This window comes from Veillonella fallax (assembly GCF_020687175.1).
Classification (GTDB): domain Bacteria; phylum Bacillota; class Negativicutes; order Veillonellales; family Veillonellaceae; genus Veillonella; species Veillonella fallax.
Map to the genome: position 1 here is coordinate 1 of NZ_JAJEQD010000028.1, position 13,235 is coordinate 13,235.

Consider the following 13,235-nt stretch of genomic DNA (forward strand, 5'->3'; position numbering starts at 1 on the left):
GAACTTAAAATAGCGATGGAGCCAGTAATTTACTGGCTCCATCGCCTATAAAACCAACACGTTTTGTCCTATAACCCAAGAATTCAATTGGTAAGATGCATAAAAAAGCCCCGAATGAGATATCTCATTCGGGGCTTTGGTGATTTATATAGTCTTTAGGTGTGAAGGCTTGTAGCTTTCACCATTATAGTTAATTCGTAACGAATTATAGTTAGAATTAGCGAGTACGTGCGTTAGATACGCGAGCGGATTGTGCAATTGCGTATGCAGTACCTTTAACTAAATCGTAAGTATCAGCAGTGTTGCCAGATACTGTTACAGCTGCTACAGTGTCGTCAGTTACTGCGAACAATGCAGTTGCGTAAGGGTGTTGTGCACCATTTGGAACTGTTACAGCACCAGATTTAACAACGATGTAACGGTTGCCGTTGTTGAATACGTCGTAATGAGCAGCTTGTTTTACCCCATCATAGCTTTCATTGTAAGCGAACAATGCAGCTACTTCACCGCCTACTACTTGACCAGTTTGTTGCATGGAACGCAATTTAGCAGCTGCTACAGCTGTTGGTTGAGTCATGTTAACAGTGATACGCAAGGAGTTGTTGTTTACAACTGCTTCAGTGATTACGTTTGTAGAGAATACATTTGCAACGCCGTCGCCAGCACGGTTGTAGGAGCTAGCAGTTTTCACTTGGTAGCCGTTAGTGTATGCAGGCAAGTCGTAAGTGTAAGATTTGCCGTTCAACAACAAGTCGAATGCGTTTAATTGGTTAGTTTTATAACGGGAAACATATGCACTGCCGTTACCATTAGCTGTTACGGAAGTTATAGTTTCTTGGTATACAGGTTGGCTGTTAGTAGCGATAGGGTCCATGATTTGAAGACCTACAGCTGTTGTTTCAGGTGCTACGAAGATTGGATCGCCTAATTCTTTAGATACAGGCATTTGTTGAGCCATGTCACCTGCTGTGTAAGGTACCGCTGGTAAAGGTTTGTAACCAGGGCGTGGTGCGCTTGTTACATAACCAGATTGGTAAGCTGGTGTAGCCGCTTGAGGTGCTGCGTAAGTATATTGCTCTGCTGCAGCGCGTTCGTAAGCACGTGCATTAGCATCGATGGATGCTGCGAAAGCAGAGAAAGACATAGTTGTAGCTGCAAATACTGCGAAAGCAGCTGCTAAATGTTTTTTGTTCATAATAGTTCACTCCTAAATACATGATTTTTACAAATAACACAAATACTAACATGTATTATATATGAAATTCTGTTAATTGTAAATAAAATATAAATTTTTTTCTTAATTATAAACAAATATAATCAAATGAGTCAAATTTTGTACAATTAGCTTAAATTAACCCCAGAATTAAGCACAGAATATCATATTACTATATAATAGTATTTATGTATAATGACATTATTATATCGAAAAAAATAGTTTTAGGCTATACCTAAGAACAAGAAATATATAAATTAGATGAAATTTGTGAATTATATAAATTATATAAATTGAGATGGTGAAAGCTTCACTAGGGAGGTCTCATGAGTATTAGCGTCTATTATGGACGAGCAGGATCAGGCAAGACACGTGCCGTATATGAACGGATACGTCGAGTCATGACCGATTGTCCAGGGGAACCTATAATCTTACTCGTTCCTGAACCAGCTACGTATCGCGTAGAACGGGAGCTTGCTGAGTTTATGCCTGAAAAAGGCTTTACTACGGTTCGCGTCGTAGGTTTTGGTCGTTTGGGGTACCAAGTATATCAATCCATAGGCTCTAAGGGGGCCGGTCAATCAAGCTTATCTAGCTTTGGCCGGTCTATGTTGTTGCGCCTTGTAATGAAACGAAAACAAAAGGAACTGGGCCTATTAGAACAGGCTACTAAACGTCCTGAGTTTTCTTCTGTATTGCAACAACTCTTTTCTGAGTTTCGTGCATTCCGCGTCGGACCTGATGACCTTGAACGTGGGGCGGAGTCCGTTAAAAATAAAGTATTACAAAAGAAATTGCAAGAACTTGCCATTTGTATGGCCGCCTATGAAGAGGAAATCAGTCGTCGTGGGGAGCGCGACATCGATCCTATCATGGAAATCGTAGAGGCTTTGCCTCAATCTCCACTGATGGAAAATAGTCATGTTTTTATCGATGGTTTTCATTGGTTTACACCTACGCACTATGAGTTGATTTACACCTTGTTTGATTTGGCTAAGGAAGCGGTTATTACCATCGACTTGCCAATGGCTCCAAAGGCTTTAAATATTGCGCGTCGAGGGGAGCATCTCTTTAGCCGTCCTTTAGAGATTTACGATACTTTAGTGGCTCGTTATGGATCTAGCATTAACTGGGTTGGATTTGATGGTAAACGGGGTCCTCACATCGTACAAGAATTAGAATCTAATTACTTTACTAGTCCTAGCAAACAAAATTCTACCGATACTACGATTCCGCTCATTCGAGGTTATAACCGGGAACGGGAAGCTGATGCGGTGGCTCGTCGTATTTTAGCTTATGTGGAATCTTCTCCAGAGGCTCGATACCGCGATGTATGTATTATGCTTCGCGAGTCCGAAACATACGGAGATACCTTGGAAAAGGTCTTTACTCGCTACGGAATCCCGCACTTTATCGACCGTCAGCGGCCTATGAAAAACCATCCATTAGGCGAATTGTTGACAGCCCTCTTTGATATCGTGCGTCATAGCTACAGTCGAGACAGCATGTTCTTATTGCTTAAAACAGACTTGATGCCTCTTACCCGTGAGGCCGTAGATGAATTAGAAAACTACGTACTCGAGTTTGGTATCGACCATTATAAATGGGAACGTGAAAGCTGGCCCTATTTACGAGGCTTTCATGAAGGACAAGATGAAGAAAGTCATGTAGATGCACCGCGTAGAGCTCGTGTCAACCAAGCGAGACAAACCATTATGGACATACTATCCCCATGGTTTGACTTTGCCGCTCATAGCGAAGGTCATACGGGCGCTGAGTGGGGTGCGCAGCTGTATGGTCTCTTAGAAACCTTGCAAGTGCCTGAGCGTCTCTATGAATGGGCAAAAGATGCAGAAACGGTGGGGGATCAAGAGTCGAAAGCCAGCCATGAACAGATGTACAATGCTGTTATTTCTTTCATAGATGAAATCTCTATGGTCATGAAGGATGAAGTGTTGACCCTAGATGAGATGATGTTGCTCCTCGAAGAGGGCTTGAGCGATGTAAATTACTCTATGATTCCTCCGTCCTTAGATCATGTGGTGATTACCACCATCGAACGTGGTTATAGTCAATGGTGGCCTAAGGTGTTCGTCATGGGCCTCAACCAAGGTGTATTCCCACAAAGTATGGGCGACGAAGGTCTTATTAAGGATAAGGAACGTCAAGAATTAGCCGATGCAGGCATTACCTTGGCTGAAGGGGCATTGCCGAAGGCTTTCAACGAGAATTTCCTATTATACCTAGCCATGACGCGGGCATCCGATTCGTTGACCTTGTCCTATGCAAGCTCTGGTGAGGATGGAACCGGTCTTGAGCCATCCCTTGTGGTGAAGCGCTTAGAATCCCTCGGGTATGTCGGTAAGGCTGTAGATATTCCGTTATCCATAGAGCCTGATACAGAGCAGGAATATGTGTGGCGTCCGCTCCAAAGTTTATCCTTATTATCTGAGCGTTGGGGTGCCCTCTTTAGTGGACATGAGGTCAATCCACTGTGGTGGGGCCTCTATAACTGGGCTCGTGAAAGTAGCACGTATCGTCCACGTTTAGCCGAGGTATCTCGTGGTATTCGAGATAATAACGATGTGCCGGTCATTACGAAGGATTTAGTGAACGGATTGTTCCTATCTAAAGGCTACATGTCTGGTTCTGTAACGCGCCTAGAGAGATACCAACAATGTCCATTTAAGTTCTACGCTCAATATGGTTTGAAACTAGAGCCACGTCGGGTGCGTTCCTTTGGGGCTCCTGAAATTGGTACGTTCTTACATGCTAACCTAGAACGGTTAGGCAATTATCTATTAGAAAATAATAAACAATGGCGTGATCTTAACGAAGAAGATCAACTTAACCTATGTCGCTCTGTAGCAGATGAAATCTTACAAGAAAATCATTCTGGTGAGGAAACGAGCGATGCTTACCAAAAGGCAATCGAGCAGCGTGTACAACGAACATTACATGTGACGGTAGACCGCCTTGTTGAGTGGTCCAAGCGCAGTGATTTTGATACAAAATACTTAGAGCAAGATTTTGGACGTCAAGGCGGCTGGGATCCGATTCGGGTGCCTCTTGGGGAAGACCGTTATTTACGACTTATTGGTCAAATTGACCGCATCGATGAATATACTCGAGATGGTCAAACCTATGGTATGGTTATTGACTACAAATCGGGTGGCGCCCATGTAACAGCCCAAGATGTGTACTATGGTCTTAAATTGCAGCTCATGACATATCTATTGGCCTTAGAATCCGCTTATGGTAACACGCAAGGACAATCTATGGCTCCTGCAGCTGTGGTGTATTCCTATGTGAAGAACCCTAAAATCCCTGCTGGCGCGCCTCTATCCTATGAGGATGCAGTAGCTTTAGCTAAGGAAAGCGACGCATGGCATAATAGCGGCTACTTCTCCGATGATATCGAGTTATTGACGCATATAGACAATAAGTTCTTATCCTACGGTTCTAAACGAGGTCCATATGTACCAATTGCGACGAAAAAGGATCAAACGATTTCTAGCAGAGATTTACATAAGGTTAAGAACACCGGCGAGTTTGATGTAATGTGCCGTTATACCAACCACGTCATGGCTGACATCGGTCGCAACATCGGGGATGGTCAATTCCCAATTCAGCCGTACCAGTTAAATAAGAATAGACCTTGTACATACTGTGATTACAACACTGTATGCCGTTTTGACTCTAGCCGTAATCGATACAATTACTTATCTAGATTGTCCGAAGATGATGCACTAGAACGGATGAAAGAGGTTCTAAACGAAGGAGGTGAAAACCATGGGTGTTAAATGGACGCCAGAGCAGGAGTCTGCCATTATAGCGCCTAAGGATTCGTCCTTAGATAATCAAACCTTGCTGGTAGCGGCAGCAGCCGGTTCAGGTAAAACAGCTGTTCTCGTAGAGCGTATCATTACGCGTTTAAAGGATATGGATAATCCCTTATCCGTGCAAGAGCTCATGGTTGTAACCTTTACAAAGGCGGCAGCGCAAGAGATGAGTGCTCGTATTGGGCTAGCCTTGGCAAAAGCCATGGAGTCGACTGATGATGAGGCTATGCAAGAGCGTCTTGAACGACAGCTTAATCTTTTACCATCTGCTCATATCTCTACGTTGCACTCCTTCTGCCAATGGGTGATTCGTTCCTATTTCTATAAGCTTGATATTAATCCAACGGCTCGTATTGGTAACGAAGCAGAAATGGCGCTGTTACAACAAGAGGTATTAGCCGATTTATTAACTAAATCCTATGAAGAGGGCCTTTATAATATCTATGAATTGGCGGACTTTTTCAGCGATGATAAATCTGATGCAGGCTTAACAGCGAAGATTATGTCCCTATATAACTACGCTATGTCCCTTGCTAATCCTGATGGTTGGTTACGCAAAGCCTTAGCGCCTTATAAAGAGGCTAAGGAAATAAACCCAAGCGATACGTTATGGGGCCAATATATGTGGGATCAACATATAGCTGTTATAGATCGCATTCGTGAGCGCTTAGAGCGGATGGAACAAATCTTGCTAGATCCAGTGGGGCCTCATAAATGGCAAAATATATATGATAACCAATTAGCTGCACTAGACATACTTTCAAATGCTCAAACTTGGGATGATATGGGCGAAGCTTGTAAGCATATGGATACCTTTATTAAAGATCAGTTCCGCATGGGCTCAAAAGAGGCACAAGCCTTTGACCCTATATTAGTAGCTGAGTTTAAATCCTTAGGTGCTCAAAATAAGGATGACTTCAAAGCCATGCAAGCAGCAGTGTTTACCGTGCCAGAAGCTACCTTACAAGAGCAGTTCAAGGCCCAATATCCTATCATTGAAGGTCTTGTGGAGCTCACCATTGCATTCCACCAAGCTTATCGGGACATGAAGCAAGAGCAAGGCATTATGGACTTTAGTGACTTGGAGCATCTATGTTTAGCCCTTCTCGTTGAGCCTGGTACAGAGGATGATCCTCAGCCGTCTGACGTGGCGAAGGAGCTGCAAGATACTTTCAAAGAGATCATGGTCGACGAATACCAAGATACAAACGGTGTGCAAGAGACGATTATCAACTTGATTTCTCGCGTCGACAATCGGTTCTACGTAGGGGACGTGAAGCAGGCCATTTATAGCTTCCGTATGGCTGATAGTTCTCTGTTTATGGAGAAATATAACACCTATGGCGGTAATGATGCGGTAGAGCGCCGTATCGACCTAGCAAAGAACTTCCGATCTCACGAAAATATTTTGGCTGCCACAAATTTCTTATTCTATCAAATCATGACGGAAGAGGCGGCAGAGCTTAACTATACAGAGGCTGAATCCCTTATTCCTGGCCGCATTGTAGAGGATGCACCTGAGGATTGGGTTGGAGGCGACGTAGAATTGCAGCTCTTAGATGTGAGCAAGGATACCCTCGGTGCTAGTGAAAGCGACGAAGACGAAGGGGATGACCCTGAGAATAACGAGCGCGAGCTAGATTTTATCATTCAGAAGATTAAGGAAATCCACGCTGCTAAGAAGCAGGTGCAAAATCCAGATGGTACATTCCGTCAAATCGAGTGGCGAGACTTTGCTATTTTGCGCAGATCTTTAGCTGGTTGGGGCACCCGTGCCGTAGAAGCCATGCGCCAAGCGGGCATCCCTGCGGTAGTAAATGAGCGGGATGGCTACTTTGAAGCCCAAGAAATTCAGCTTTTACTAGCGTTGTTATCCATCATAGATAATCCTGAACAAGACTTGCCGATGGCTGCGGTGTTGCACTCCGGTCTCGTTGGGCTTGATGCAAACGAGCTAGGTGCGTTGCGCCTGTCTGGTGAGGGCTCTTTGTGGTCTCTCATGCCAGCTTATGCAGAAGAATCACAAGATGAGCGTTTATTAGCTTTTATTGGACATATGGAGCGTTGGCGTACCTTGTCACGTCGTCACGGTGTGACCGATTTATTGTGGGATATTTACGAATCCCAAGATTATGTAAACTATGTGGGTGCCATGCCAAATGGTCTTGTACGCCGTGCGAATGTTCTCGCCTTATACGACCGCGCTAAGGGCTATGAGGCCTCTGGCTTCCGTGGACTCTTTAGATTCTTGCGTTTTGTTGAAAGCTTGCGCGACAGTAATCAAGATATGCCTCTTGCCAATGTGGTCAGTGAAGCGGATAATGTAGTGCGCCTCATGACCATTCACAAGAGTAAGGGTCTCGAGTTCCCTGTTGTATTCCTATCTGGGATGCAAAAGAAATTCAATATGATGGACCTTCGCTCTGAGCTTCTTATCGATAAGAACGCAGGCCTTGGCTTAAAGGGATACTTCCCAGATATTCGAGTATCCTTCCCGACCATGCCGTGGTTCTACGTGAAAGATGTCAAAGAGGCAGCCCTGAAAGCCGAGGAACAGCGTATTCTTTATGTAGCGTTAACACGAGCACGAGATAAGCTGTTTATGACAGGCTTTGTGAAAGGCTTTAAAAATTCTAAGGGTGGGTTGAGCACCTTAGGTGAACTCATTAAAAATGCTGCCTCTGTAGAAGGCCAACAATTGCCAACGGATATTATCACTCAAGCCAATACGTATTTAGATTGGCTCATTATGGGCTTTGCTCGTCATTTAGACGGCGGCAATCCATTGCGTGTAGCCATTGAGTACGAAGGGCCAACCTATTTTGACTTACCGGACAAGAAATGTCGTATCAAGGTTGAAATTCACGATGGCTCTCTTTACGGTGATCTCGATTATAAAGCAGATATTGACGAAACCACTATCAACAAGGTACGTGAGTTAAAAGCTGTTAATGCTGTAGAATTACCACAGGAAATAGTAGACCGCTTTAACTATACCTATCCGTACAACGATGCCACACGACGGACTGCTAAAATCTCTGTTAGTGAATTGAAACGACGATTCCAAGAACGAGAACTAGAAGCAGGGACTATTGATACCCTTAATACACCTGCTGAAGTAGTAGATATGGTAGAGGCTGGTGCTCAACGAGCGGTCTCAGATACTATTCTAGGTCAGGCAATCAAGCTAGATACAGAGGAATCTAATGCTGCAAATAGCAAGGATATTAATAATATCACGGATGATGAGGCCAATTTTGGTGTACAAACTGTTTCAGTTTCAGCCGATGATTTAGCGAACTCCGTATTCGGTCGCAAGCCGCAAGCATTACAGTCTGAAGAGGATGTGTTAACAGGGGCTCAATGGGGTACCTTAATGCATGAAGCTATGCAGTGGCTTCCTCTCACTAAGTATACGCAAGCGTCTTTAACAAAAGAGCTTGATGCACTTGTAACGAAAGGGACTTTCACGGAGGAAGAACGAAATTTATTAAGCGATACGAGTCTTTATAAATTCTTCAGTTCTGACCTTGGAAAGCGTCTCATCAATGCTAAGCGTATCGAACGAGAATTGCCGTTTAGTATGCTCTTTGAAGGAAAACGCGTATATGATACCTTAGAGGATGGCGAAAATCTATTCCTTCAAGGTATTATCGATACTGCCTTTGAAGAGGACGGCGAATGGGTTCTCGTAGATTACAAGACGGACCGCGTCAAATCTGGGGAAGATCTCATCAAGCGCTATAAAATACAAATGGACCTCTACAAAGAGGCGTTACAGCGATTGACGGGGATGCCGGTAAAAGCATGCTATATCTATAGCTTCCGCTTGCATGATGCAATTGTTGTAGATTAATTTAGACATCTACATATGATTAGCGGATTTCTCTATACGTGTGTAATATGTTGTAACAATTAGATATGTAATACACATAAAAAAGCTCTCTATCCTTGGATAGAGAGCTTTTGTGTTATATATGAGGTAATATAGGTAAATTCAAAGCCTTTTTCTTTTTGTGTTTTGCTGGTGCGAATACTTTTAGTACACGCGGCAATACTTCGATATCTACTGGCATGGATGGACCTTGATCGCCGTCCATATTAGTAGGTAAATCACCGATATTAGATAATAGTTCAATATGAGCTTTTTTTACAGTTAGTGTTGTTGTATAACGGGAATTATAGATGGCGCCACTGATGATGAGTGGTAGTACGCTTAGGATATCGAGGATGAAGTATTCCTTAAAGATGATGATACGCATATAGCCATCGTCTACAGAGGCTTCTGGCATAAAGCGTTCAAAGCTAGATACTACATTGGTAAGCAATGCTAACACGAGCGGTGATTTACAGATAAAATCATCGTTCTCTGTTTGGATGCGATATGTGTAGTCCTTCGTTGTGAACAATGCTTGGCCTGCGCGCAAGAAGTAGGCGAGTGGGCCTAAAATGCTTTTTTCCTTTGGGGTAACCTCTTCGATTACCTTTGGAATAACACCGGCTGCGATATTGTTGCAGAAATATTTATCATTGCAACGACCAATATCAATGGTACGAGTTTGATTGATATCAATACGTTTGATCGCTTGTATTGGATTTTGGTGAATGCCAAGGGCACGAGACATATCGTTAACAGTACCTACTGGAATAAAACCAAAGGTAGATTTAAAGCCCCCTTGGGCAATACCGTTTACGGTTTCATTTACTGTGCCGTCACCGCCCATGCAGAATACAGCATCGAATCCGCGTTCGCAAGCATCCTTAGCAAAACGTGTAGCATCTCCTTCACCGGTGGTGAATTTGACCTCAATCGTTTCGAATAAGGTGCTCAATTTCCATTGTAAATCGAGGGCATATCGGCGCGCCGCACCGCCACCCGATACAGGGTTTATGATTACCAAACAACGGCTCATGATATAACTTCCTTACTTTCAAAAATGAGATATAGCTATTATCTATCGTTAAATTGACAGTCTTAGATATGGGCTCTATAATTGTATTATATGCACTAAATCATATATGACATATTTATTCAAAATAAAAAATATATCGTACAATATATTATACTCATTTTAGCCGTTCTTTGAAAGTATGAAAGATATAACGGGATATAAGATTAGGGGATAGTAATGGGAAAACAAGATTCGAAAGATAAATATAAATTATCCGCAGTGGATTCCATTGAACGCTTGCCGCTCAGTGAACAAGTTTATTTGACATTAAAAACAGCTATCTTAACAGGCGAATTGATGCCGCAAGAAAAGCTTAACGAAGTAAAGATTGCAGAGCAATTGCAAGTGAGTGCAACACCTGTGCGTGAAGCATTCCGTAAATTGGCTAAAGATAACCTCGTAGTGATCGTTCCTTGGAAGGGCGTTACTGTAAAGTCCGATACTCCAGAGGAAATCATTGCATTGTATCAAGTGCGTGAAGTAATGGAAGGCCTTGGTGCAAGACTTTGTGCACGTCATGCTACAGACGAACAAATTAAAGAATTGCGTGAAATCTGTAAAGAAATGCATGAAATCGAAGATGCTACAGAACGTGTTGAAGTAAACAGTCGATTCCATACAATGATCGCTCATTACTCTGGTAATGAACGCGTTGTAGAGTACCTTGCTAGCTTCCGTGAACGCGTTAATCGCGATATGTACATCAGCTCCTTCAATGCAGTGCGTACACATGATTGCGACGATGAACATGATCATATCGTAGATGCTATTGAGCGTCATGATGAAGTGGCAGCAGAAAATGCTATGCGTCAGCACATTAATAATGCATTTATCTTCAAAAAAGCAAATGCTGAGGTACAACATAAAAAACTTAATGAAGTATAATGCCTTTAATTGGGCATACTATATGAAAGGCTCCGCCGTTGGCGGGGCTTTTTCTGTAGGATCGATTTTAGAGTATTTGATTAATTTAACTTAGTTTTGGCTCGGCTTTAGCTGGTGTACTGTTCCTCGTATGATTTAGAAACTCTAATCGTTTGTAGTGTGATGAAAGATGCGCATTACAGCTTTTATAATCTACGATGCGCAGCCTTACGAGTTGCGCTACGTCAATTTGGAATGCTTCAGCGATTTTAAATAGAATCTCTAAGGACATGCCAGATATGCCTGTACCACATTCTAGCTTGCTTAAATAACTGCGGCTAATGCCCACGTGGTGTGCTAGCTCATATTGAGACATGTTTAGAGATATGCGAATATGGGCAATTTTATGGCCTAAACAAACATACTGATGCTGTAAGACCGGATCTTCATAGGTGTTGATTCGTAGCTCAGTTAACGGTGTCGATGCAGATTTCATAGGGATTCCTTCCTTTTCCCTGCTCTCTAAATATAGTATACTGAGACTATTGGTGATTGACTAATATAGAAAACTAGATAATTATCGGTTATTTCAGATAATTACACGTATTGTGAAAATCGTAGGATAGTACTGTAAGTAGTGGAGGCAATATGGAAAAATACATTGCAGTTGCCCTCGGTGGAGCCGTTGGAGCGTTATGTCGTATGGCTCTTGGTGAATGGGTTATGACAAAGGTGAGTTCCTTTCCGTATGGAACGGTCGTAGTAAACCTCATCGGTTGCCTCATTATTGGCCTTGTACTAGGTCTATACATGCAAAAGCCAGATTTGCCGCAGTGGGCTAGATTTTTCCTCGTTGTAGGTGGGCTAGGTGCATTTACAACCTTCTCTACCTTTGCTTTTGAAATGCTACAACTAATGATGTCTGAGTCCTATGTACAAGCTTTATTCTATGGCTTTGTACAAGTTGTAGGTGGCTTAATCCTTTGCTGGATTGGGATACTACTTGCGCGCATTCTCTGTGCAATTTAAGGTGATTTGCGTTACAGCATATATAAAGCCATTTTTATATGATTAATACATAAGACTATTTAGGTCTTATTCGTAAGATATTTATATACTAATTTGCAAGATATTCAGAATAGGATTAGATACATTTTGTTGTTATAACATACATTGTATAGAATTCATGATTTAACATTTGAGCAGAATTTAGAATTTAATATTCGAATAGAATTTAGACTTCAATATATGACATAGAATTTTGAATTAAAGGGGAAAGAAATGAAATCCATTAGAACACAAGATGCTGTAGGGCATGCGTTAATACATGATTTAGTACGTATCGTCATCGGTGAGGTGAAAGATACGCCGTTCCGCCGTGGCCATGTGATTACGGAAGAGGATATTCCAAAATTATTAGACCTTGGTAAAGAGCATATCTTTGTAATGGAACCTGAAGATGAAGGGTTCTTGCACGAAGAGGATGTGGCACGCGCCTTGTACAATATGGCAGGTGGCGAAAATATGCATGACGGACCTATGGCGCAAGGCAAAATCGAAGCCATTGCAGACGTAGACGGCCTCTTTAAAGTTGATGTAGATCGCTTACATGCTATTAATAGTATTGGCGAGCTTACTATCGTAACGAGGTTTAATAATACACCGGTGAAAGTAGGCGATAAATTAGCAGGCATGCGTTGTATTCCATTGTTATTAGAGGAACAACAAGTAGAGGATGCGAAGAAAATCGCTAATGGTCATCCTTTACTCAATGTAAAACCATTCGTACGCAAAACAATGGGTATCGTTACTACAGGTTCCGAAGTATTTGAAGGCCGCATTAAAGATGCTTTCACCCCAATCATTGAAGAACGTTGTGTTGAATTCGGTGTAAAAAAGGTAGCCCATGAAATCGTAACAGATAATACAGACGATATCGTGGCGGCTATTGACAAGGTAAAACAAGCTGGTGCTGATATTATTTTCTGTACCGGCGGCATGAGCGTTGACCCTGACGATTTAACACCAGGGGCTATTAAACGTTATGCAGATCGCGTAGTGACTTATGGTTTGCCTGTATTGCCAGGTTCCATGGTTTGTATCGCATATTGCACAGATGGTACGCCAATCCTCGGAGTTCCAGGCGGTGTGTTATTCAGCAAACCGACTGCCTTTGATGAAATCTTGCCACGCCTTGTCGCAGACGATGAAATCACAAAAGAGGATTGTATTCGCATGGGCCATGGTGGCTTCTTGGGATAATCCTTTTATGGAATATCTAAAAACTGGGTTATAGGACAAAAAGTGTTGCTGTTAATGCCGATGGAACTAGTTAAATACTAGCTCTATCGGCATTTTATCTTT

8 protein-coding genes are annotated in these 13,235 nt (G+C 42.5%); 5 read left to right on the forward strand and 3 right to left on the reverse strand.

Features of this window, described 5'->3' with window-relative positions:
• Window positions 1-217: 217 nt before the first annotated feature.
• A complete protein-coding gene (locus tag LKD20_RS09125) occupies window positions 218-1,195 on the reverse strand; it encodes a hypothetical protein (protein ID WP_227721566.1) in 978 nt (325 codons plus the stop codon).
• A 344-nt stretch (window positions 1,196-1,539) separates the two neighbouring features.
• Between LKD20_RS09125 and LKD20_RS09130 the strand changes: the two genes are divergently transcribed.
• Both LKD20_RS09130 and addA read left to right on the forward strand, forming a co-directional pair.
• Window positions 1,540-5,016 carry a PD-(D/E)XK nuclease family protein gene (locus LKD20_RS09130; protein ID WP_227721567.1) on the forward strand — a complete coding sequence of 1,159 codons (3,477 nt, stop codon included), beginning with the start codon at window positions 1,540-1,542 and terminating at the stop codon, window positions 5,014-5,016.
• On the forward strand, window positions 5,006-8,911 hold the full coding sequence (gene addA / locus LKD20_RS09135) for a helicase-exonuclease AddAB subunit AddA (RefSeq protein ID WP_227721568.1): 3,906 nt from the start codon (window positions 5,006-5,008) through the stop codon (window positions 8,909-8,911). The genes LKD20_RS09130 and addA overlap by 11 nt, the downstream gene beginning before the upstream one ends.
• A 115-nt stretch (window positions 8,912-9,026) precedes the next feature.
• Here addA and LKD20_RS09140 read toward each other — a convergent pair whose 3' ends face one another.
• Window positions 9,027-9,968, reverse strand: a complete 942-nt coding sequence (locus tag LKD20_RS09140) for a diacylglycerol/lipid kinase family protein (protein WP_227721569.1) — start codon at window positions 9,966-9,968, stop codon at window positions 9,027-9,029.
• Between the two features lie 216 nt (window positions 9,969-10,184).
• Here LKD20_RS09140 and LKD20_RS09145 point away from each other — a divergent pair, with 216 nt between their 5' ends.
• Window positions 10,185-10,892: a GntR family transcriptional regulator gene (locus tag LKD20_RS09145; protein ID WP_227721570.1), complete on the forward strand. Its 708-nt coding sequence runs from the start codon at window positions 10,185-10,187 to the stop codon at window positions 10,890-10,892.
• Window positions 10,893-10,977: 85 nt separating this feature from the next.
• Here the strand turns inward: LKD20_RS09145 and LKD20_RS09150 are convergent, their stop codons facing one another.
• Window positions 10,978-11,367, reverse strand: coding sequence for a helix-turn-helix domain-containing protein (locus tag LKD20_RS09150; RefSeq protein ID WP_005385158.1), 390 nt, complete (start codon window positions 11,365-11,367; stop codon window positions 10,978-10,980).
• A 152-nt stretch (window positions 11,368-11,519) separates the two neighbouring features.
• Between LKD20_RS09150 and crcB the strand changes: the two genes are divergently transcribed.
• Together crcB and LKD20_RS09160 are read left to right on the forward strand one after the other, a co-directional pair.
• Window positions 11,520-11,900: a fluoride efflux transporter CrcB gene (crcB, locus tag LKD20_RS09155; RefSeq protein WP_227721571.1), complete on the forward strand. Its 381-nt coding sequence runs from the start codon at window positions 11,520-11,522 to the stop codon at window positions 11,898-11,900.
• 252 nt (window positions 11,901-12,152) lie between these two features.
• Window positions 12,153-13,133 (forward strand): molybdopterin-binding protein, encoded by a 981-nt coding sequence (locus LKD20_RS09160; RefSeq protein ID WP_227721572.1) that lies wholly within the window; start codon window positions 12,153-12,155, stop codon window positions 13,131-13,133.
• The last annotated feature ends 102 nt before the right edge of the window (window positions 13,134-13,235 follow it).

What these genes read in the sequence shown, in the direction of transcription:
- LKD20_RS09125 (WP_227721566.1), bottom strand. Translation starts at nt 1,195, where the DNA reads ATGAACAAAAAACATTTAGCAGCTGCTTTCGCAGTATTTGCAGCTACA.
- LKD20_RS09130 (WP_227721567.1), top strand. Translation starts at nt 1,540, where the DNA reads ATGAGTATTAGCGTCTATTATGGACGAGCAGGATCAGGCAAGACACGT.
- addA (WP_227721568.1), top strand. Translation starts at nt 5,006, where the DNA reads ATGGGTGTTAAATGGACGCCAGAGCAGGAGTCTGCCATTATAGCGCCT.
- LKD20_RS09140 (WP_227721569.1), bottom strand. Translation starts at nt 9,968, where the DNA reads ATGAGCCGTTGTTTGGTAATCATAAACCCTGTATCGGGTGGCGGTGCG.
- LKD20_RS09145 (WP_227721570.1), top strand. Translation starts at nt 10,185, where the DNA reads ATGGGAAAACAAGATTCGAAAGATAAATATAAATTATCCGCAGTGGAT.
- LKD20_RS09150 (WP_005385158.1), bottom strand. Translation starts at nt 11,367, where the DNA reads ATGAAATCTGCATCGACACCGTTAACTGAGCTACGAATCAACACCTAT.
- crcB (WP_227721571.1), top strand. Translation starts at nt 11,520, where the DNA reads ATGGAAAAATACATTGCAGTTGCCCTCGGTGGAGCCGTTGGAGCGTTA.
- LKD20_RS09160 (WP_227721572.1), top strand. Translation starts at nt 12,153, where the DNA reads ATGAAATCCATTAGAACACAAGATGCTGTAGGGCATGCGTTAATACAT.